This window comes from Kribbella sp. NPDC051936 (assembly GCF_040680955.1).
Classification (GTDB): Bacteria; Actinomycetota; Actinomycetes; order Propionibacteriales; family Kribbellaceae; genus Kribbella.
Map to the genome: position 1 here is coordinate 248,751 of NZ_JBFAXS010000003.1, position 20,803 is coordinate 269,553.

Genomic DNA, 20,803 nt, shown 5'->3' on the forward strand with positions numbered 1-20,803 from the left:
CCTCCGCCAGGCCGATACAGGGAGTCCCGACCATGTCGAGCCCGACCGAACCCCGCCCGACTCCGGTGCGCAACGACCGGACCCATTTCCTCTACATCGCCGTCATCGTCGCCGTCCTGCTCGGCATCGGTGTCGGGTTCCTGTTCCCGGACTTCGCGGTCGAGCTGAAACCACTCGGCACCGGGTTCGTGAACCTGATCAAGATGCTGATCAGCCCGATCATCTTCTGCACGCTGGTGCTCGGCATCGGCTCGGTCCGCCAGGCCGCCAGTGTCGGCAAGGTCGGCGGGCTCGCCCTCGTCTACTTCCTGGTGATGTCGACGGTCGCGCTCGCGATCGGCCTGCTGGTCGGCAACCTCGTGCAGCCGGGCTCCGGACTGAACCTGACCGACAAGCTCCGCGAGGCCGGCCAGAAGCAGGCCGCCGGGGCGCACGAGACCACGACGGAATTCATCCTCGGGATCATCCCGAAGTCGCTGCTCTCGTCGCTGACCGAGGGCGAGGTCCTGCAGACCGTCCTGGTCGCGCTGCTCGTCGGCTTCGCGCTGCAGGCGATGGGCGCCAAGGGCCAGCCGATCCTGACCGGCATCGGTCACATCCAGCGGCTGGTGTTCAAGATCCTGTCGATGATCATGTGGACCGCGCCGATCGGCGCGTTCGGCGCGATCGCCGCGGTGGTCGGCGCGACCGGCTGGGACGCCCTGGTGAGTCTCGGCAAGATCATGCTGGCCTTCTACATCACCTGTCTGCTGTTCGTGGTCGTTGTCCTGGGCACCATTCTCCGGATGGTCACCGGGGTGTCGATCTTCCAGCTGCTGCGCTACCTCGGCCGGGAGTTCCTGCTGATCGTGTCGAGCTCGTCGTCGGAGACCGCCCTGCCCCGGCTGATCGGGAAGATGGAACACCTCGGCGTCGACCGGTCCGTGGTCGGTATCACCGTCCCGACCGGCTACTCGTTCAACCTCGACGGTACGGCGATCTACCTGACGATGGCGTCGCTGTTCATCGCGGAGGCGATGGATCAGCCGTTCTCGATCGGTCAGCAGATTTCCCTGCTGTTGTTCATGGTCGTCGCCTCGAAGGGCGCTGCCGGCGTCACTGGAGCCGGTCTGGCCACGCTGGCCGGCGGTCTGCAGTCGCACCGCCCGGACCTGGTCGACGGCGTCGGCCTGATCGTCGGTATCGACCGGTTCATGTCCGAGGCCCGGGCGCTGACGAACTTCGCCGGCAACGCCGTCGCGACCGTGCTGGTCGGCCACTGGGTCGGCGAGTTCGACAAGGAACAGGCCCGCCAGGTGTTCGCCGGTGAGGACCCGTTCGACGAGGTCGCGTTCGCCGCCGGCGACACCCACGCCGGCGACGTCCCGGTCACCGCCCCGGTCGGCGACACGCCGGCCGCTCACTAGCCACCTTCCCACCCCTCCAAGCGCTGCCCGCCGGGCCACAGACCGGCGGGCAGCGCGCTGCAGGCCTACTTGCCGTTCAGCAGCTGGACGACCGGGGCGAGGTCCTCGAGGTAGGTCGCGTTGACGCTGATGTACGACGTGCCGAACTCGTCCCGGCGGCGCTGCAGTTCGTCGGCCATCTCCTGCGGCGTACCGCGCAGCATCATCAGTGAGTCGCTCGCCTCCAGCACCTCGGGCTCCACGCCGGCCGCACGCTTGGTCCACGGCGGCAGCTGGCGGGTCCCGGCGGCGAACAGGTTCATCGCCAGCTCGATGTCGTCCGCCCGCGAACCGGCCAGCTCCCGCAGGTCCCGGACCAGCTGAGCGACCTCCGCGCGCGGCGTCATCGCGTCCTTCGCCAGCGAGACGATGTCGGCGCGGGCGGCCGCCAGGGCGAGCGCTCGCGGGCCACCGGCGGCCAGCATGATCGGCGTACGGCGGTCGCCGTCGAGCTGCTGCAGGTGGTCGAGCGTCTGGCGCACCTGATCGCGGCGCTCCTTGGCCGATCCCCACGGCAGGCCGAGCTCGGCCGTCTGCTGCTCGGCGACCGGCCGGCCGGTGCCGATGCCGAACTCGAACCGGCCGTCGGTGAGCACGGTCAGCGTGTGCGCCTCCCACGCGGCGGCTCGCGGCGTACGCAACGGAGCGGCCGCGACGAACGTGCCGACCCGGATGTCCGCGACCGCGGCGGCCATCGCCAGCGACGGGAACGGCGACGGCAATTGCAGCCCGTCGGGCATCAGCACGGTCGAGTACCCGAGGTCCGCGGCCTGCCGAACCGTCTTGATCCACTCCGAACCGGTCGTCGGACTGCCGACCACACCGAACCGGAACTGCTTGTCGTTCATCACCCTGCTCCCTTCGCCTGTCGTACTCACAGCGTCTCCGGGCAGGGGGTCTGTCCACATCCCACGACGGGAGGCGTTCGCCGTACGCCGCTCGACGTACTCTGGTGACATGTCACGCAAGCGCAGCCCCCTGCTGGACCGGCCCGGCGCGGTCGAGGCCGACGGACTCGACGCCGGTGTCGCGGCGCACTACGGCTCCGACCTGCGCGAGCAGCGGGCCCTGGTCGCCGGTGAGGCGTTCGTCGACCTGTCGCACCGCGACGTGGTCACGATCACCGGCCCGGACCGGCTCACCTGGCTGCACGCGCTGACCACGCAGTACTTCGAGGGTCTCAAGCCGGGGACGTCGACGACGGCGCTGCTGCTGTCGCCGACGGGACACGTGGAGCACGTCATGTACGGCGTGGACGACGGCGAGACGTTCTGGTTGCACACGGAGCCGGGCGCGGCGGCTGCGCTGGTGGAGTGGCTGCAGAAGATGGTGTTCATGTCGCGCGTCGAGATCACCGATGTGACGGACGACTACGCGATCATCTGGAAGTCAGGCCCTGCTCAAGGCGACCACCTGACCCGCAGCGGCGAGGACTCGCTCGGTGGCCACGAGGTGTTCCTGCCGCGGGCCGAGCTGTCCGGTCTGGAGCGCCCGGCGGCCGGGGTGTGGGCCTACGAGGCGTTGCGGATCGAGGCGGGCCACCCGCGCTTCGGCCTGGACACCGACGAGCGCGCGATCCCGAACGAGCTGGGTTGGCTCGGCGTCGGCGTACACCTCAACAAGGGCTGCTACCGCGGCCAGGAGACGGTGGCCCGGGTGCACAACCTCGGCCGCCCGCCGCGCCGCCTCGTGCTGCTGCACCTGGACGGTTCGGTCGACCACCTCCCGGCGCATGGGTATGCCGTCAAGGCCGGCGACAAGCAGGTCGGTTTCATCGGCTCCGCCGCCCGTCACCACGAGCTCGGCCCGATCGCCCTCGCCCTGGTCAAGCGCAACGTGGACCCCGAGGCCGTGCTGGAGATCGTCGCCGAGGACCAGCCCACGGTGACCGCAACCCAGGAGCTCCTGGTCGACCCCGAGGCCGGCCTGCACGTCCGCTCGCGTTTGTGAGGGGAATCATTCGCAACACGGCATTTTGCACCTGTACAGTTCAGCCGTGACCGAACCTGTGCTCCTGGCCGACGTCGTCCGCAGCGACTTCGTCGAAGGCCACCACCGCGGCTCCGTCGTGGTGACCAACCCCGACGGCACCGTCGACTGGGCCGTCGGCGTCGTGGACCAGCCGATGTTCCCGCGCTCGTCCAACAAGCCGATGCAGGCCCTCGGCATGCTCCGCCGCGGTCTGCCGCTGACCGACGAGCTGCTCGCGCTCGCGGGCGCGTCGCACTCCGGTGAGCAGTTCCACCTGGACGGTGTCCGGAAGATCCTCGCGGAGGCCGGGCTCGAGGAGTCGGCGTTGCGGACGCCGGTCGCGTACCCGCTGGACGACGACACCCGGGACGCCTGGGTGCGCGGCGGTCACGGCAAGGAGCGGATCGTGATGAACTGCTCCGGCAAGCACGCCGCGATGCTGCTGACCAGCAAGCTCAACGGCTGGTCGCTCGAGGACTACCGCTCGCCGGACCACCCCCTGCAGAAGGAGATCCGGACCGCGATCGAGGACACCGCGGGCGAGCAGGTCTCGCACGTCGCGGTGGACGGTTGCGGTGCGCCGATCTTCGCGCTGACGCTGGCCGGCCTGGCGCGGTCCTTCGGGCGGTTCGCCGGCGCGGCCGCGGACACGCCCGAAGGCCGGATCGCCGACGCGTTCCGGGCGTACCCGGAGTACGCCAGCGGGAGTACGCGTGACGAGGCCGAGCTGATGCGGGCCGTCAACGGACTGTTCTGCAAGGCCGGTGCGGAGGGCGTGTACGCCGTCGGTCTCGCGGACGGCACCGGGATCGCGCTGAAGCTCGAGGACGGTACGCCGCGCGCCCGCAAGGTCGTGATGGCGGCGACCCTCCGGCGTCTCGGCATCACCAACGAGACGATCGAGAACCACCTGCACTTCGACCTCACCGGCGGCGACGCCGTGGTCGGCGCGGTCCGGCCGCACGCCCCGACCTTCGCCTGACCCGCTGGGGCTATTTGGCGCGCAGGCGGTCGACCGGGGGTGACGTGATCGGCAGCGGTACGGCGGGGGCGGGCAGGTCGTACCCGGCGTACAGGCGGCGGCGGATGTCCTCGAGCGGAAAGGTCTCGCGGTAGATCGCGAGCTTGACGGTCACGCCCTCCAAGGTTGCTCTGAGCAACATCTCCTCGATCGCCGGGTCGGCGGCGCCGCGGGCCGCGAAGACGTCGCGGATGGCGTCCTCGACCAGGGACAGCCGATCGGACTTGGCCTGCTCGACGCGGGCGAAGACGTCGTGGGTGCTGGGCTGCATCATCAGGGTGATCGCCAGCCGCTGGATCGGCAGCGTGGTCGCGGCCGCCATCAGCGCGCCGTCGATGATGCCGGCCAGACGTTCATCAGGAGTTCCCTGGATGGACAACAGGCCGGCGATGCCGTCCAGCCAGCGGTCCAGCAACTCGGCGGCCAGTTGTTCCTTGGTGGCGAAGTAGTACGACACCAGGCCGCGGGAGACGCCGGCGGCGGCGGTGACGTCGGAGATCGACGCGGCCTCGTAGCCCTTCGCGGCGAAAGTTTCCAGGGCCGCGGCCAGGATCCGTTCGCGGGAGCGTTCCCGCAGTTCCTGATTGACGGTGGCCGATCGCGGCACGAATTCCTCTTCCGAAGGTCGAAGCCTGAAGCGCCGGGCAACCCCTCATTCACGTGCCCGGCGCCCCGGGCCGACCCCCCGTTGTTGCGGCCCCTCCCCAGGCGCCGCTTATAGACTGGACGTCCAGTCAACGAATGTAAAGGGCTTGCCCGATTCGTGGGACACGATTCGTGACGGGTAGGATGTGAGGGCTGCGCCCTGTGTCGAGTGGCACGTGAAACCAGCCGTAGCCACCGCCTAACCCCATCGATGACTTGGAGCGCTCCTTCATGCCTGTCCGTAACGACCTGCGCAACGTCGCGATCGTGGCCCACGTCGACCACGGGAAGACCACCCTCGTCGACGCGATGCTGTGGCAGTCCGGCGCCTTCGGAGCCCACCAGCACGTGGACGAGCGGGCGATGGACTCCGGCGACCTGGAGCGTGAGAAGGGCATCACGATCCTCGCCAAGAACACCGCCGTCCGGCACAAGATGGCCAACGGCGAGCAGGTGACCATCAACATCATCGACACCCCCGGCCACGCCGACTTCGGCGGCGAGGTCGAGCGCGGGCTGTCGATGGTGGACGCCATCGTGCTGCTCGTGGACGCCTCCGAGGGCCCGCTGCCGCAGACCCGCTTCGTGCTCCGCAAGGCGCTGGCGCGCAAGATGCCGGTGATCCTGGTGGTGAACAAGGTGGACCGCACCGACGCCCGGATCTCCGAGGTCGTCGACGAGACCTACGAGCTGTTCCTCGACCTGCTCGACCACGACGCCGACCAGAGCGCCCTCGACTTCCCGGTCGTGTACGCGTCGGCGCGCGCCGGCCGGGCCTCGATGACCCAGCCGGAGGACGGCGGCCTGCCGGACTCCGAGGACCTCGAGCCGCTGTTCGAGACGATCCTCGCCAACGTGCCCGCCCCGGAGTACGTCGAGGACGCCCCGCTGCAGGCCCATGTGACGAACCTGGACGCCTCGCCGTTCCTCGGCCGGCTCGCCCTGGTGCGGGTGCACGAGGGCACGCTGAAGAAGGGCGCGCAGGTCGCCTGGTGCAAGCACGACGGGACGATCGAGCGGGTGAAGATCACCGAGCTGCTCGTCACCGAGGCCCTCGAGCGGGTGCCCGGCGACTCCGCCGGCCCGGGTGACATCGTCGCGATCGCGGGTATCCCGGAGATCATGATCGGCGACACCCTCGCCGACGCGGAGAACCCGAAGCCGCTGCCGCTGATCACCGTCGACGAGCCGGCCATCTCGATGACGATCGGCACCAACACGTCTCCGCTGGCCGGCCGCCAGAAGGGCACCAAGGTCACCGCCCGCCTGGTCAAGGACCGCCTCGACAAGGAGCTGGTCGGCAACGTGTCGATCCGGGTGCTCCCGACCGAGCGGCCGGACGCCTGGGAGGTGCAGGGCCGTGGTGAGCTGGCGCTGGCCATCCTGGTCGAGCAGATGCGCCGCGAGGGCTACGAGCTGACCGTCGGCAAGCCGCAGGTGGTCACCCGCGAGATCGACGGCAAGCGGCACGAGCCGGTCGAGCGGCTGACGATCGACTGCCCGGAGGAGTACCTCGGCACGGTCACGCAGCTGCTCGCGGTCCGCAAGGGCCGGATGGAGCAGATGACCAACCACGGCACCGGCTGGGTCCGGATGGAGTTCCTGGTGCCGGCCCGCGGCCTGATCGGCTTCCGGACCGAATTCCTCACCGACACCCGCGGTACCGGTATCGCGCACCACGTGTTCGAGGGGTACGAGCCGTGGTTCGGCGAGCTGCGGACGCGGCCGAGCGGTTCGCTGGTCGCGGACCGGGCCGGCGCCGCGACGTCGTACGCGATGATCAACCTGCAGGAGCGCGGCACGCTGTTCGTCGAGCCGACCACCGAGGTGTACGAGGGCATGATCGTCGGCGAGAACTCGCGCTCCGACGACATGGACGTGAACATCACCAAGGAAAAGAAGATGACCAACGTCCGGTCCTCCACCGCCGACGAGTTCGAGAAGCTGGTCCCGGCGCGCAAGCTGTCGCTCGAGCAGTCGCTGGAGTTCTGCCGCGAGGACGAGTGCGTCGAGGTCACGCCGGACGCGATCCGGATGCGCAAGGTCGCCCTCACCCAGATCGAGCGCGCGAAGCTCGGTCGCAAGACGAAGAGCTGAGAGATGCTGGATCGTGCTGTGATCGACGGGCTGTTCCCGACCGACCTTCCGGAGCCGCAGCACTGGGAGGACCGGTATCCCCTTCGGCAGCTGCCGGAGGGGGCCAAGGTCACCCGCCTCGGCCCCTCGCCGACCGGGTTCATCCACATCGGCGGCGTGTACGTCGGCATGATCGACCGGGACATCTCGTCGAACACCGGCGGGGTGTACCTGGTCCGGGTCGAGGACACCGACCAGTCCCGTGAGGTCGAGGGTGCGCTCGAGCAGTTCGCGCGCGCCTTCGAGTACTTCGGCATCAGCTCCGACGAGGACCACGACCACGGCTCGTACGGGCCGTACCTGCAGTCGCAGCGCGAGCAGATCTACCTGACGTACGTGCGGCACCTGCTCCGCCAGGGCAAGGCGTACCTGTGCTTCGCCACCAAGGACGAGCTGGCCGACATCACCGCCCGCCAGCAGGCCTCGAAGGTCCCGACCGGGTACTACGGCAAATGGGCGATCTGGCGCGACGCCGACCCGTCCGACGTCGCGACCAAGCTCGCCGAAGGTGCGCCGTACGTCGTGCGCTTCCGGACACCTGAAGGCGAGCCGCGGACCAGCTTCGTGGACGCGATCCGCGGCCGACTCGAGCACGAGGCGAACCGCAACGACGCGGTGATCCTGAAGGCCTCGGACCAGTCGCCGCGGCTGCCGACGTACCACTTCGCGCACGCGGTCGACGACCACCTGATGCGGGTGAATCTGGTGATCCGCGGCGACGAGTGGATCTCCTCGGTGCCGTTGCACCAGCAGCTGTTCGCGGCGCTCGAGTTCGACCCGATCACGTATGCGCACATCGCGCCGCTGATGAAGCAGATCCCGGGCGGCAAGCGGAAGCTGTCGAAGCGTAAGGACCCCGAGGCCGGGGTGGACTTCTACATCGGCGCGGGCTACCCGGCCGACGCGGTGCTGTACTACCTGCGCGGCCTGGCGAACGGCCGGCTCGCGGAGATGCCGCTGGCCGAGGCGCTGTCGACGCCGATCGATCTGCGCCAGTGCGGTGTCGCCGGTCCGCTCGTGGACCTGGTGAAGCTGGAGGACATCAGCGCCGACCACATCGCGACGCTGAGCGGGCCGCAGATCCTCGACGCCGTCCGTGCCTGGGCCGTGGAGTACGACGCGGAGCTCGTTCCCGTGCTGGACAACGAGAAGGAGCTGGCGTTGCGGGCGCTGGCGGTCGAGCGGGACGGAGTCGACAACCCGCGCAAGGACCTGCGCAAGTGGTCGGACTTCCGCCCGGCGTACGGCTTCTTCTTTCCCGAGCTGTTCGTCCCGGTCGACGGGCCGTCCGACGAGCGGCTGGTTCCGCTCGGGGTGGCCGCGGACGTGGTGACCGCGTTCGCCACGGACCTGGTGGACAACTACGAGCATCTGGACGACCCGCAGGAGTGGTTCGACCAGATCCGTACCCTCGCCGGCAAGCACCGGTTCGCGCCGAACGCCAAGGAATACAAGAAGGATCCGGACGCGTACGTCGGCTCGATCAGGGAGGCCTCGCAGCTCGTCCGGGTCGCGATCACCGGCGCCACCCGAAGCCCCGACCTGCACGCGACCGCGCAGGCGCTGGGCGCCCCGGAGGTCCTGCGCCGGCTGCGGGCGCTGGCCTCCTAGAACACGAACTGGAAACGGTCGCCGACGGAGCGCGCACACGGCTCCGTCGGTGTGATACTCATTTCTCGGTCAGTGGCGGGGAAGAAAGTTTTGATTCGTTACCAACCAGACGTGAAGTAGCGACGTCTGTCTTGTGGAAGCACTCTTTGGGGGAAGGACAAGGGAAACATGGGCATTCTGCGTAAGTTCGGCGCAACCCTGACGGCCGCCGCGTTCGTGGGCGTCGGCGCACTGTCGGCGACCACTACGGCTGAGGCCGCGCCGCAGGTCGCGACGTCGGCGCAGAAATCGACGACGGCTCCGGCTCCGGTCGGTCTGCCGCCGAGGGCCGCGGCCGCGACGGCGAAGGCGACCTCGACCAGCAAGCTCATCGCGAAGTACCGCATCGACAGCCGCTGCATCACCAAGGGGCGGGTGCTGTGCATCAACAAGAAGACCCGCAAGCTGGTCTACATGGTGAACGGCAAGCCGGTGCAGGTGCTGGACGTGCGGTTCGGCTCCAGCAAGACCCCGACGCGGAACGGCGTGTTCCGCGTCTACCGCAAGTCGAAGAACCACGTCTCGTCGCTGTACCACACCAAGATGCCGTATGCGATGTTCTTCAGCGGCGGCCAGGCGGTGCACTACTCGTCGGACTTCAAGGCCCGCGGCTACAACGGCGCCTCGCACGGCTGTGCGAACGTCCGTGACAAGAAGAAGATCGCCTGGATCTTCGCCCGGGTGAAGGTCGGCGACCGGGTGGTCGTCTACAGCAAGTGAGATCGGCGTACTGACAGCGGCCGGGGAGCTACTCCCCGGCCGCTGTCGCGTTCTGGAAGGCCTTGTAGAGCCGCGGTTCCACCAGGCAGAAGGTGGCCTTGACGACGCTGCTCGGCGTCCGGCGCACCGTCTGTACGGCGATGTCGGCCGCCGACTGTGCCGGCCAGCCGTAGATCCCGGCCGAGACCGCAGGCAGCGCCATCGTCCTCACCCCGAGCTCGTCCGCGATCCGCAGTGCGTTGCGGTAGCAGGACTCGAGCAGCGCGGGATCCCGCTGGCCGGCGGTGTAGTTCGGTCCGACGACGTGGATCACGTACGACGCCGCCAGTGCACCGGCTGTGGTCCAGACCGCCGTACCGGTCGGCGTGCCGTTCGGGTACCGCTCGATGAGCTCGTCGAGGATCTGGCGACCGCCGGCCCGGTGGATCGCGCCGTCGACGCCACCGCCGCCGCGCAGGGCGTGGTGAGCGGCGTTCACGATCGCGTCCGCCGGCACCGTGGTGATGTCGGCGGTGCTCAGCACGATCTCCACGGGCAGCTCCATCCTTCAGACGGTGGGGATCCAGTCGAGGAGCGCGGCGGAGATCTCCGTCGCCGAGTCCTCGGGCAGGAAGTGCAGTCCGGCGACCGTCACCTCCCGTTGGTTCGGCCAACGGCGGCACTGCTCGCGCAGCGGTCCGTTCAGCAGGGCACCCGGATCGGCGTTCACGAACAGCTTCGGTACCCGCGACGTGGCCATCCACTCGGCGTTCGCCGCGACGATGTCGTGGACGTCGCCCGGGACGCCGTCGATCGGAATCTCCCGGGACCAGGTCAGCATCGGACGTCGGCTCTCCCCGGGCTCGACGTACGGCGCTCGGTACTGCGCCAGCTCGTCGCCGGTCAGCTCGCGCAGCGTGCCGCTCGGCAACACTGCCTCGACGAAGACGTTGTCCGTGAGCACGAGCTGCTCACCCTCCGGGCTCCGGAGTCTGCGGAACAGCTCCGGAGCGGGAGCGTTCGGGCTGTCCCAGGTGACCGGTGCGACGAGCATCTCGAGGTAGGCGATCCCGCGAACGGCGTCCGGGTGACGCCGGGCCCAATCGACCGCGAGCACGCCGCCCCAGTCGTGGCCGACCACGATCACCTCGTCGGTCAGCCCGAGTGCCTCGAAGAACGCGTCGACGTACCGCCGATGGTCGACGAACCGGTATCGCAGGCTCGCGTCGGCGTCCGACGGGCCTGATCCGCCCATCCCCACCAGGTCCGGCGCGATACAGCGGGCGATCGCGGAGACCGGCCCGAGAACGTCCCGCCACAGGTACGACGACGTCGGGTTGCCGTGCAGGAACACCACCGGACGCCCGCTGCCGGCCGAGCGGTAGGCGATCGGCGTGCCCAGGTTCACAGTGTCGACAACGGTCTCCATGCGTTCATCCTCCAGGTACGCTGGGCCAACCGAATTGGCTGTGAGGACGTCCTACAAGTGTAGGAACGGGGCTACCGGAGGGGGTTTGTCCGATGCGTGGGCTCATGATTCGCAAGGTGCTGGGCGGGCTGGTCGTCGCGGGCACGATTGCTGCACTCCTGAGTTCCGGAACCAGCGCGACCGCGGCCCCGCAGGACCTGAAGACGGTGCCGTTCGAGGTCAGCGGCGAGCTGCCGATCTACCCGAAGGCGCTGTGGAAGAACGGCTCCTCCGGCGTGAACGTGCGCAAGGTCGAGGCGCGGCTGGTGCAGCTCAAGGTGCTCGAGAAGCGCTACCTGGACAACGAGTTCGGCACCATGACCCGGTCCGCGGTGAAGAAGTTCCAGAAGGCGCACGGGATCCCGGCGCTCGGGTACGTCGACCAGAACACGTGGGACCAGCTCGTCAAGCTCACGCACGAGCCGACGCAGACCGAGCTGTACCCGCCGGTGCCGGTGGTGAACGGCAAGAAGCTCGACGCGCGCTGCGCGACCGGTGTGGCGCTCTGCATCGACAAGACCAGCCGCAAGCTGCGGTACGTCGTGGACGGCGTGGTCAAGATGCAGCTGGACGTCCGGTTCGGCGCCGTGAAGACCGCGACCCGCGAAGGCAGCTTCACGGTCGGCTGGAAGAGCCGCAACCACGTCTCGAAGCTGTACGACTCGAAGATGCCGTACGCGATGTTCTTCAGCGGCGGCCAGGCCGTGCACTACTCGTCAGACTTCGCCGCCCGCGGCTACAACGGCGCGTCGCACGGCTGCGTCAACGTCCGCGACCTCGCCAAGATCAAGGTCCTCTTCGACGAGGTCCACGTCGGCGACAAGGTCATCGTCTACCGCTCGTAGGTCAGAGCGGACGAGGGCCCCGGCGGCGGCGCAGGGCGCCCCAGCCGCCGCGTCCTCGGCCGGTGGCGGCGCGGAGGGCGGGGCGGGCGTCGACGAGGTAGACAGCCGAGGCGACGATGCCGATCAGGCCGAAGAAGCTCAGCCAGCCCTGGAACACCTGGCTGAGGGTGAACACGGTCAGGATCAGCACCCAACCGGGCTTGGTGAGTTTGTCGGCGGCGATGAAGACCGCCCGGGGCCGGAAGACGGCGTCGGCGAGCGCGACCAGCTTGATCGCAAGCAGCACCCACCAGATGACCGACAGCGGATCGTCGAACCCGGGGATCAGGCTCTGGAAGGTGATCATGCTACGAGCCTAACCGACAGACCGGGCGGCCCACCGCTGCTCAGGCGCAGCTGTGGACCGCCCGGTCCCAGGATTCACCGCGAAGTGGGCAAATCGTCACTGTCTGTGGTGAGGTGAGACTTTCAGTCGCCGACCTTCTCGGCCGCGGACTGGGCGGCCTTGGTGGCGGCCTTCGCGGTCTTGCGGGCGCTGGTCGCGGTCGCCTTCACGGTCCGGGTCGCGGACTGAGCGGTCTTCCGGGTGGTGGTCCGGGTGGCCTTGGCCTTGCTCGCGGTGGTCTTGGCAGAGGTGACCAGGTCCTCGGTCGCCTTCTGGTGGCGGATCCGCTCGACCAGGTCCTTGCCGCGGCCGGCCAGGTCCTCGTAGGTCTCCTCGGCCTGGCCGAGGACGACGGTGAAACCGGCCTGCGCGGTCTTCGGCAGCTCGCGCAGCTTGGCCGGGGCGGTGCGCGCGTCGGCGACGATCGCCTCGAACCGCTTGGTCAGCTCGCCCTGCGCCTTGGTCAGCTCCTTGGTGAGCTCGGCCTGCAGGGTCTTCTGGTCCAGCTTGGCGAACCGGGCGGTCACGTCCTCGCCGACGGCGCGGACCTTCTCGACCGCGAGGTCGCCGGCGCCGGCGATCGCGTAGAACGGGGTAACAGGCGTACGGGTAGCCATCAGGCTTCTCCTCGGGATATCAGCAGGTACGGGGTCACTCGGCAGAGGTGTTCTCGCGGACGAACGACGTGTAGACGTCCAGCAGCACACGCTTCTGCCGTTCGTTCAACGCCGGGTCGAGCAGGACGGCGTCGACCACACCGGAGGACTGCTTGCCCTCCTGGCTCTCGTCCGGATCGAGGATGCCGGCCCGCACGTACAGGGTCTCCGCGGAGATCCGCAGCGCCTTCGCGAGCTGCTGCAGCACGTCGGCCGACGGTTTCCGCAGGCCGCGCTCGATCTGGCTGAGGTACGGGTTCGACACTCCGGCCAGGTCGGACAACTGCCGCAGCGACAACTGCGCGTGCCGCCGCTGCTCGGCGAGGTACTCCCCGAGGGAGCCCACCGCCCCAGCCGCCCGATCACTCAACTTGGCCATGTCCCCAGTGTGCTAGCAGGGTGCTTGCAATTGCAAGCACCCTGCCCGTGAGGCGGCTCACGTGAACCGTTTACTGCTTGTTACTGCTCCCGGAAGACCTTGTGCTGGGCGGCCTGGGCGCGCGGGCGGACCGTGATGCGGTCGATGTTCACGTGCGCCGGGCGGGTGGCGATCCAGGCGACGATGTCGGCGACGTCGTCCGACGTCAGCGGCTCGCGGACACCGGCGTACACGGCGTCGGCCTTGGACTGGTCGCCGTCGAAGCGGGTCAGTGCGAAGCCCTCGCTGCGGACCATGCCGGGCGCGATCTCGCAGACCCGGACCGGCTGGTCGTACAGCTCGAGGCGGAGCGTGTCGACGACGGCCTTCGCGCCGTGCTTGGCGGCCACGTACCCGCCGCCGCCCTCGTAGGCGACCTGGCCGGCCGTCGAGCCCATCACGATGATCGTGCCGCGCCCGGCGATCAGTGCCGGGAGCAACGACTTGGTGACGGCCGCGACCGCGATCACGTTCACCTCGTACATCCGCCGCCAGGCATCCAGGTCGGCCTCGGCCACCGGCTCGAAGCCGAACGCGCCTCCGGCGTTGTTCACCAGCACCTGCAGCTCGTCACCGACGGCCGCGGTCAGCGCGGCGACGTCGTCGGCCGACGTCACGTCGCACTGCACCGCACGGCCGTCGATCTCCTTGGCCAGCGCCTCGATCCGGTCCAGCCGCCGCGCGGCGCAGATCACCTCGAAACCCTCGCGGGCGAGGTAGCGCGCCGACGCGGCCCCGATCCCACTGCTAGCACCGGTCACCACGGCCAGAGGACGCTCGGAAGTCATAGCCCGAGTCTCTCAAATCCTCTGGCCGCGGAAGCCGGGTGTCTCAGGACCGGCCGGCTCCGACGGGCTGCCGCGACGCCGCGTGCGCGGGTACGGCGGGACGCCGGCGGGCCGATGCGATGACACCCGCGAGTGCCACGGAACTGACGGCCAGGAATCCGCCCAGCATGGCCAGCGTCTGCCCGTCCGGGTGGATGAGCGCCTGCCCCCGGAAGGCCTGGACGGTCACGGTGAGCATCACGCCCGCGTAGCCGAAGGCCGCGACACCGATGAGCCGGTTGCGGACCCGCTCCGGCCGCAGCCACTCGATGCGGGCGGCGAGCAGGCTCAGCGCCAGGACCGCGAGCAGCAGGAAGTGGATCGCGTGCAGTCCGACGAAGTGCGGGATCCGCAGGTCGCCGCCGACCGTGCTCCAATTCGTCAACGGCATCCCCGGACCGCCCGCCTCGACGCCGATGCCGTGGCTGCCGGCCAGCGTGACCGGGTGCCCGTACGCGTCCGTGACCTCCTGCCGCTGACCCTGCGAACCGACCAGGTAGAACGCGAGCGCCATCCCGGCCACAGCCAGCCCCAGGCCGATCCGGATCGCCCGGTTCAGTGGCCGGTCACCGATCCGCTGGAACAGCAGCATGATCGCGACCACGAGGCTCGCGCCGAACAGACCCAGGACACCGGACATGAAGACCTTCTGGCCGACCTGGTTGAACGTGTCGGAGTTGTCGTTGAAGTGGCTGAACGTGCCGCGCGCGGCCTGGACGGCGATGAACCCGACGTCGACGATCCCGGTGACCGCGAACACCGTCCCGGTCCACCAGCCGAAGCGTTTCGCCTTGCGCAGCTTGGAAAGCAGCCAGGCGAGCGTCCCGCCGTACAGCACGAACGACAGGCCGAACTTGAACGGCTTCAGCCACACGGACTCGTTGAGGATCTCGCGGCCGTCGACCAGCAGACCGATCCCGGACACCGCGACGAGACCGGACATGACGAGCACCATCAGCACCAACGGACGATGCCAGGACCTGACTTCTTCGAGGACTGTACGCATGTGATTCATGCTGTCCGGGAGCAGCGCGCGAAGCAGTGGTGCGAATCCGCCTTCCGGGGTGGTGATAGACCCACCCCGGGCGGACGTCACGCCTGGCGGGTCGGCAGGGCGACGACCTGACGGAGGTTCAGCTCCCGGCGCCGGCCCACCGCGAACGTCACCACGTCGGCGATGTCGTCGGCGTGCAGCGGGCCGATCTGCTCGTTCATCGACGCGATCAGGTCCTGGCCCGGGGCGTCGAGGTGCGTCGCCAGTTCGGTGTCGGTCAGCCCGGGCTCGATGTTCGTCACACGGACGTCGTACGGCGCGAGGTCGGCGCGCAGCGAAGCGGACAGATGGGTCAGCGCCGCCTTGGTCGCGCCGTACACGGCGTACCCCGGGAACACCACGTGCGCCCCGATCGACGAGATGTTCACCAGGTCCGCGGTCCGGCCCGCGCCGGCTGCCGCGATCAGGTCCGGCGTGAATGCCCGCACCAGCCGCAGTACGCCGGTCAGGTTGGTGTCGATCATCCGGGTCCAGTCGTCGACCCGCCCGTCGGCGACCGGCGCGGCCAGCATCACGCCGGCCGCGTTCACCACCAGGTCGACGGTCTCCAGCCGCTCGTGGATCCGGGCTACCCCCGCGTCCACGGACTCCTGCGACGTGACGTCCAGCCCGACGCCGAACGTCCGCGGTCCGAGCTTGCCGGCCAGATCGTCGAGGCGGTCCTGCCGCCGCGCGACGAGCGCGACCGAGGCGCCGGCATCGGCCAGTTGGGTGGCGATCGCGGCGCCGATTCCGCTGGCGGCTCCGGTCACTACAGCGTTGCGAATGCTCAGGTTGGTCATGTCACCGATCCTGGGGCGGCCGCCGAGGCTTACCCAGGTGTCTGCTGAGCCTGGTTCTGGCAGGACCAGGTTGGGGGCCCGGGTGATCTGGATACTGGAAGGCATGGATCGCCGTGCGGAGCTGACCGAATTCCTGAAGTCGCGCCGGGCACGCGTGCAACCGGAGGAGCTCGGCATCAAGGTGTACGGCGGGCGGCGCCGCGTACCCGGTCTGCGCCGCGAGGAACTCGCCCAGGCCGCCGGAGTCAGCGCCGACTACTACGTCCGCCTCGAACAGGGCCGCACCGACAATGTCTCGCAGGAGATCCTGGACGCGGTCGCCGACGTCCTGAAGCTGACCGAGGACGAGCGCAAGCACCTCGCACTGCTCGCGAAACCGGTTCGCCGCCCTCCGCGGCGCCGCCCGCAGCAGCGCCTGCGCGCGGGAATGCAGCGGCTGCTCGACTCGATGCCGGACGTGCCCGCGTTCGTCCTCGGCCGCCGGATGGACGTCCTGGGCTGGAACCGGCTGGCCGCGGCGCTGATCGCCGACTTCGGCAGCCTGGACCGCAAGGACCGCAACATTCCGCGGCTGGTCTTCCTCGATCCGGCGTCGCGCGACTTCTACCCTGCCTGGGACGCGGTCGCGGAGGAGACCGTCGGCTACCTGCGGATGTACGCGGGCCGCTACCCGGACGATCCGGAGCTGACCGAACTGGTCGGCGAGCTCTCGATCCGCAGCCCGGAGTTCCGGGAACACTGGGCCCGGCACGACGTGAAGGACAAGACGTTCGGCACGAAGACGCAGCACCACGCGCTGGTCGGCGACATCACCGTCCAGTACGAGACGCTCCAGCCGCCGGGAGAACCGGACCAGCTGCTGGTGACGTACACCGTCGAGCCGGGCTCCACCTCCGAGCAGAACCTCCGGCTGCTCGCGAGCTGGACCGCCGCGGATAGGGAGAAGTCCCGATACCCCGCCGAGACCCCGGAGTTACCCTGACCAGGTGACCGACTTCTCCGCCGACCGTCCACTCCGGCGGGTCGCGATGATCAGCCTCCACACGTCACCGCTCGACCAGCCCGGAACCGGGGACGCCGGCGGCATGAACGTGTACGTCGTCGAGCTGTCCAAACAGCTGGCCGGACTGGGCATCGAGGTCGACGTGTTCACCCGGGCGACCGCGTCCGCGCTGCCGGCCCGCGTCGAGCTGCTGCCCGGCGTGGTGGTCCGCAACGTTGCCGCCGGCCCGTACGAGGGCCTGACGAAGAACGAGCTGCCGGCGCAGCTGTGCACGTTCGCCCGCGCCGTCCTGCGCGCCGAGGCGATCCACGAGCCCGGCTGGTACGACGTCATCCACTCGCACTACTGGCTGTCCGGACAGGTCGGCCTGCTCGCCCGCGATCGTTGGGCGGTCCCACTGGTCCACACCATGCACACGATGGCCAAGGTGAAGAACGCCAGCCTGGCGGACGACGACGTACCCGAACCGCCCGCGCGACTGCTCGGTGAGGAGCAGGTCGTCGAGGCCGCGGACCGGCTGCTCGCCAACACCGACGACGAGGCCCGCGAGCTGATCGACCTGTACGGCGCCGCGCCGGCGAAGGTCGGCGTGGTCAATCCCGGCGTGGACCTGGAGCTGTTCAGTCCGGGCTCGCAGGAGGCCGCGCGGCAGGAAGTCGGCTTGCCGGCCGATGCCGTCGTCCTCGCGTTCGTCGGCCGGATCCAGCCGTTGAAGGCGCCCGACCTGCTGATCCGGGCCGCGGCGCGGATGCTCGAGCGGGACCCGTCGCTGCGGTCCCGGCTGGTGGTCGCGATCATCGGCGGGCCGTCGGGCAACGGGATGGAGCACCCCGAGTCGCACGCCGAGCTGGCCAGGGCGCTGGGGATCTCCGACGTCACGCGCTTCGTGAAGCCGATGGAGCGGGCGCGGCTGGCCTCGTGGTACCGCGCGGCGTCGGTCGTGTGCGTCCCGTCGTACTCGGAGTCGTTCGGGCTGGTCGCGCTGGAGGCGCAGGCCTGCGGTACGCCGGTGGTCGCGGCGGCCGTCGGCGGCCTGAGTACGGCGGTGCTGCACGGGCGGACCGGGTTCCTCGTCCGCGGGCACGGTGTGGACGACTTCGCCGACGCGCTGTCGCGGATCGCGACGGATCCGGCGACCCGCGAGAGCATGAGCCACGCGGCGGTCGAGCACGCCCGGGGATTCGGCTGGGAGCTGACCGCCCGCAAGACGCTGGCGGCGTACCGGACCGCCACGCAGACGATGGCGGCGGAGATCGCGGCGGAGGTAGCTGGGTGAGAGTTTCTGCGGCGGACGTGATCCGCCAGGTGCTGACCGAGAACGAGCTCGACTTCACCGAGAGTGAACCGGGCGCGTTCGTCGTGGACCTGCCGGGGGAGCGGAAGCTGAAGACCACGGTCTCGCTGACCGTCGGCCCGCAGGCCGTCCAGGTGCACGCGTTCGTCGCGCGGCACCCGGACGAGAACCACGCGGCCGTGTACCGCTGGCTGCTGGAGCGGAACCTGAAGATGTACGGCGTCGCGTTCGCCGTCGACCATATGGGCGACATCCACCTCGACGGCCGGGTCCCGCTGCACGCGATCACCCCGACCGAGGTGGACCGGCTGCTCGGCGCGGTGCTCGAGTACGCCGACTCGTCGTTCAACACGATCCTCGAGATGGGGTTCGCGTCGTCGATCCGGCGCGAGTACGAGTGGCGGGTGGCGCGCGGCGAGTCGACTCGAAACCTGGACGCGTTCAAGGGCTGGCTGGAGCCTCGATAACATGCGGGTATGACCTATCGCCTGATCCTGCTCCGCCACGGCCACAGCGACTGGAACGCCAAGAACCTGTTCACCGGCTGGGTCGACGTCGACCTGAACGCGCAGGGCGTCGAGGAGGCGCACCGCGGCGGTCAGCTGCTGCTCGAGCGCGGGCTGCTGCCCGACGTGCTGCACACGTCCGTGCTCCGGCGCGCCATCCGGACCGCGAACATCGCGCTCGAAGAGGCCGGGCGCCAGTGGATCGACGTACGGCGGTCCTGGCGGCTGAACGAGCGGCACTACGGCGGCCTGCAGGGCAAGGACAAGAAGCAGACGCTGGAGGAGCTCGGCGAGGAGCAGTTCATGCTGTTCCGCCGGTCGTACGACACCCCGCCGCCGGCGATCGAGCGCGGCTCCGAGTTCGACCAGGCCGGCGACCCGCGGTACGCCGGACTCCCGCCGGAGATCCTGCCCGCGACCGAATGCCTGAAGGACGTCGTCGAGCGGATGCTCCCGTACTGGTACGACGCGATCGTGCCCGACCTGAACGCCGGCAAGACCGTCCTGGTCACCGCCCACGGCAACTCACTCCGCGCCCTGGTCAAACACCTCGACAACCTCGACGAGAAAACCGTGGTCGGCCTGAACATCCCGACCGGAATCCCGCTCTACTACGAACTCGACGACAACTTCAAGCCCGTCACCCCCGGCGGCGAATACCTGGACCCGGCCGCAGCCCAAGCCGCCATCGAAGCCGTCAAAAACCAGGGCCGCTGACCGGGGGAGCCGTCAGGTCGGGGACGGCGGGTCGTCGAGGGGCAGGTCTTCGAGATCCAGGCTGCGGAGATGGTCGAGCTGCGCCTGTAGCTCGGGTCGCTGCGCGACGATCTCGGGACTGCGCTCCAGGAGAGCAAGTTCGGTTCGGCGCAGCCTTCTCATGTGCTGCTCCACCGCGTCGAGGTGCGCGAGCAGCTCAGGCCCGCTCATGCCGGAGATGTCGACGTTGATCAGCCGGTCGGTCACAGATTCGTCCACGGCAAGGAAGCTACCGGAACGCACGGACATACCACGGCGCGATTGGGGAGTGCTGTGTGCACGCTGGACAGGTAGTGCACTGGCGAGACGGTGTACGCGCGGACCTGATCACGCTCAGCCGCACTGCTCAGCTGCTGACACGTCCTGTCGAGAGTGCACAGTGTGACCCGGACGCAAAGACGCCCCCGGCAACTTGCTGCCGGGGGCGCCTGTTGGGGGTTGGGTCAGTTGCCGTTGGGGTTGGGGGTGGAGGCGCCGGCGCCGGAGCCGGCGGCGGTGCCGCCGACGGCGACGGGGAGTTCGCCGGTGACTAGGTAGACGACGCGGCGGGCCATCGCGACCGCGTGGTCGGAGATGCGCTCGTAGTAGCGGCTGAGCAGGGCCATGTCGACGGCGACCTCGACGCCGTGCGGCCAGTGGTCGTCCATCATCAGCCGGAACTGGTTGGAGCGGAGCTTGTCCATCTCGTCGTCGCTGGCCTCGAGCCGGCCGGCGGCCTCGACGTCGCGGGAGGCGATCACGTCGCCGGCGGCGTCGACCATTTTGCCGGCGACCGAGCCCATCGACTCGATCACGTCGTGCAGCTCGGCCGGGATCGCGGGCGCCGGGTAGCGCAGCCGGGCGATCTTGGACACGTGCGCGGCCAGGTCGCCCATCCGCTCGAGATCGGCGACCATCCGCAGCGCGGCGACGAGCATCCGCAGCTCGTTGGCGACCGGGGACTGGCGGGCCATCAGCTCGAAGACCTTCTCCTCGACGCCTTCACCGGCGGCGTCGAGCTGGATGTCGGCCGCGATGACTTCCTCGGCCTTGCGGATGTCCGCCTCGAGCAGGGCCGCCGTCGACCGGCGGACGGCGGTGGACACTGTCCGCGTCATCCGCTCCAGCTCGGCGAGGATGTCGTCGAGCTGCTCGTGGTACGTGTCACGCATGGTGTTCGAATCCGATCTGTGGTGTCCGGTGCCGCGGCGGGAACCGGGTACGGTGCCCCGCCCAACGGTGACCGTACGGCGTCGAGGTTGC

The 20,803-nt window shown here is 69.3% G+C and carries 23 protein-coding genes; 11 read left to right on the forward strand and 12 right to left on the reverse strand.

The features are described 5' to 3' along the window. Positions 1–32: 32 nt before the first annotated feature. On the forward strand, positions 33–1,406 hold the full coding sequence (locus tag AB0L64_RS11420; protein ID WP_363710061.1) for a cation:dicarboxylase symporter family transporter: 1,374 nt from the start codon (positions 33–35) through the stop codon (positions 1,404–1,406). 65 nt (positions 1,407–1,471) lie between these two features. Here the strand turns inward: AB0L64_RS11420 and AB0L64_RS11425 are convergent, their stop codons facing one another. Then, positions 1,472–2,293 carry an LLM class flavin-dependent oxidoreductase gene (locus AB0L64_RS11425; RefSeq protein ID WP_363710062.1) on the reverse strand — a complete coding sequence of 274 codons (822 nt, stop codon included), beginning with the start codon at positions 2,291–2,293 and terminating at the stop codon, positions 1,472–1,474. 109 nt (positions 2,294–2,402) lie between these two features. Here AB0L64_RS11425 and AB0L64_RS11430 point away from each other — a divergent pair, with 109 nt between their 5' ends. Together AB0L64_RS11430 and AB0L64_RS11435 are read left to right on the forward strand one after the other, a co-directional pair. Then, positions 2,403–3,395 (forward strand): glycine cleavage T C-terminal barrel domain-containing protein, encoded by a 993-nt coding sequence (locus AB0L64_RS11430; RefSeq protein WP_363710063.1) that lies wholly within the window; start codon positions 2,403–2,405, stop codon positions 3,393–3,395. A 46-nt stretch (positions 3,396–3,441) separates the two neighbouring features. Next, positions 3,442–4,398, forward strand: a complete 957-nt coding sequence (locus AB0L64_RS11435; RefSeq protein WP_363710064.1) for an asparaginase — start codon at positions 3,442–3,444, stop codon at positions 4,396–4,398. Positions 4,399–4,408: 10 nt separating this feature from the next. On the opposite strand, the gene AB0L64_RS11440 is transcribed toward AB0L64_RS11435, so the two are convergent. Then, positions 4,409–5,044 (reverse strand): helix-turn-helix domain-containing protein, encoded by a 636-nt coding sequence (locus tag AB0L64_RS11440; protein ID WP_363710065.1) that lies wholly within the window; start codon positions 5,042–5,044, stop codon positions 4,409–4,411. A gap of 269 nt (positions 5,045–5,313) precedes the next feature. Here AB0L64_RS11440 and typA point away from each other — a divergent pair, with 269 nt between their 5' ends. From typA to AB0L64_RS11455, 3 genes are all read left to right on the forward strand, one after another. Continuing rightward, positions 5,314–7,179, forward strand: coding sequence for a translational GTPase TypA (gene typA, locus AB0L64_RS11445; protein WP_355695771.1), 1,866 nt, complete (start codon positions 5,314–5,316; stop codon positions 7,177–7,179). Between the two features lie 3 nt (positions 7,180–7,182). Continuing rightward, the gene (locus AB0L64_RS11450; protein WP_363710066.1) at positions 7,183–8,829 is read left to right on the forward strand and encodes a glutamate--tRNA ligase family protein; all 1,647 of its coding nucleotides are present in this window, start codon (positions 7,183–7,185) and stop codon (positions 8,827–8,829) included. Positions 8,830–8,997: 168 nt separating this feature from the next. Next, on the forward strand, positions 8,998–9,588 hold the full coding sequence (locus tag AB0L64_RS11455) for a L,D-transpeptidase (protein ID WP_363710067.1): 591 nt from the start codon (positions 8,998–9,000) through the stop codon (positions 9,586–9,588). 28 nt (positions 9,589–9,616) lie between these two features. Here the strand turns inward: AB0L64_RS11455 and AB0L64_RS11460 are convergent, their stop codons facing one another. Both AB0L64_RS11460 and AB0L64_RS11465 read right to left on the reverse strand, forming a co-directional pair. Further along, positions 9,617–10,132 carry a macro domain-containing protein gene (locus tag AB0L64_RS11460; protein ID WP_363710068.1) on the reverse strand — a complete coding sequence of 172 codons (516 nt, stop codon included), beginning with the start codon at positions 10,130–10,132 and terminating at the stop codon, positions 9,617–9,619. A 3-nt stretch (positions 10,133–10,135) separates the two neighbouring features. After that, on the reverse strand, positions 10,136–10,996 hold the full coding sequence (locus AB0L64_RS11465; RefSeq protein ID WP_363710069.1) for a haloalkane dehalogenase: 861 nt from the start codon (positions 10,994–10,996) through the stop codon (positions 10,136–10,138). 92 nt (positions 10,997–11,088) lie between these two features. Here AB0L64_RS11465 and AB0L64_RS11470 point away from each other — a divergent pair, with 92 nt between their 5' ends. Beyond that, a complete protein-coding gene (locus AB0L64_RS11470) occupies positions 11,089–11,880 on the forward strand; it encodes a L,D-transpeptidase family protein (RefSeq protein WP_363710070.1) in 792 nt (263 codons plus the stop codon). Between the two features lies 1 nt (position 11,881). Here AB0L64_RS11470 and AB0L64_RS11475 read toward each other — a convergent pair whose 3' ends face one another. The 6 genes from AB0L64_RS11475 to AB0L64_RS11500 form a co-directional block, all read right to left on the reverse strand. Next, complete coding sequence (locus tag AB0L64_RS11475; RefSeq protein WP_359934244.1) at positions 11,882–12,226, reverse strand: DUF2516 family protein; 345 nt, start codon at positions 12,224–12,226, stop codon at positions 11,882–11,884. 122 nt (positions 12,227–12,348) lie between these two features. Next, positions 12,349–12,882: a hypothetical protein gene (locus tag AB0L64_RS11480; RefSeq protein ID WP_363710071.1), complete on the reverse strand. Its 534-nt coding sequence runs from the start codon at positions 12,880–12,882 to the stop codon at positions 12,349–12,351. 34 nt (positions 12,883–12,916) lie between these two features. Next, on the reverse strand, positions 12,917–13,300 hold the full coding sequence (locus tag AB0L64_RS11485; RefSeq protein WP_363710072.1) for a helix-turn-helix transcriptional regulator: 384 nt from the start codon (positions 13,298–13,300) through the stop codon (positions 12,917–12,919). A gap of 80 nt (positions 13,301–13,380) precedes the next feature. After that, entirely contained in the window at positions 13,381–14,127 is a 747-nt protein-coding gene (locus tag AB0L64_RS11490) for an SDR family oxidoreductase (protein WP_363710073.1), read from the reverse strand. Between the two features lie 43 nt (positions 14,128–14,170). Further along, a complete protein-coding gene (locus AB0L64_RS11495; RefSeq protein WP_363710074.1) occupies positions 14,171–15,172 on the reverse strand; it encodes a hypothetical protein in 1,002 nt (333 codons plus the stop codon). Positions 15,173–15,258: 86 nt separating this feature from the next. Next, a complete protein-coding gene (locus tag AB0L64_RS11500; protein WP_363710075.1) occupies positions 15,259–16,002 on the reverse strand; it encodes an SDR family oxidoreductase in 744 nt (247 codons plus the stop codon). 103 nt (positions 16,003–16,105) lie between these two features. Here AB0L64_RS11500 and AB0L64_RS11505 point away from each other — a divergent pair, with 103 nt between their 5' ends. The 4 genes from AB0L64_RS11505 to AB0L64_RS11520 are packed head-to-tail and all read left to right on the forward strand — an operon-like array spanning position 16,106 to position 19,522. Continuing rightward, positions 16,106–16,984, forward strand: a complete 879-nt coding sequence (locus tag AB0L64_RS11505; protein WP_363710076.1) for a helix-turn-helix transcriptional regulator — start codon at positions 16,106–16,108, stop codon at positions 16,982–16,984. A 4-nt stretch (positions 16,985–16,988) separates the two neighbouring features. Continuing rightward, the gene (gene mshA / locus AB0L64_RS11510; RefSeq protein WP_363710077.1) at positions 16,989–18,281 is read left to right on the forward strand and encodes a D-inositol-3-phosphate glycosyltransferase; all 1,293 of its coding nucleotides are present in this window, start codon (positions 16,989–16,991) and stop codon (positions 18,279–18,281) included. Continuing rightward, positions 18,278–18,766, forward strand: a complete 489-nt coding sequence (locus AB0L64_RS11515; protein WP_363710078.1) for a YbjN domain-containing protein — start codon at positions 18,278–18,280, stop codon at positions 18,764–18,766. Before mshA ends, AB0L64_RS11515 begins: the two co-directional genes overlap by 4 nt. Positions 18,767–18,775: 9 nt before the next feature. Continuing rightward, the gene (locus tag AB0L64_RS11520; protein WP_363710079.1) at positions 18,776–19,522 is read left to right on the forward strand and encodes a phosphoglyceromutase; all 747 of its coding nucleotides are present in this window, start codon (positions 18,776–18,778) and stop codon (positions 19,520–19,522) included. A 12-nt stretch (positions 19,523–19,534) separates the two neighbouring features. On the opposite strand, the gene AB0L64_RS11525 is transcribed toward AB0L64_RS11520, so the two are convergent. Then, positions 19,535–19,780 carry a hypothetical protein gene (locus AB0L64_RS11525; protein ID WP_363710080.1) on the reverse strand — a complete coding sequence of 82 codons (246 nt, stop codon included), beginning with the start codon at positions 19,778–19,780 and terminating at the stop codon, positions 19,535–19,537. A 224-nt stretch (positions 19,781–20,004) separates the two neighbouring features. Beyond that, positions 20,005–20,712, reverse strand: coding sequence for a phosphate signaling complex protein PhoU (gene phoU, locus AB0L64_RS11530; RefSeq protein ID WP_363710081.1), 708 nt, complete (start codon positions 20,710–20,712; stop codon positions 20,005–20,007). Between the last annotated feature and the right edge of the window lie 91 nt (positions 20,713–20,803).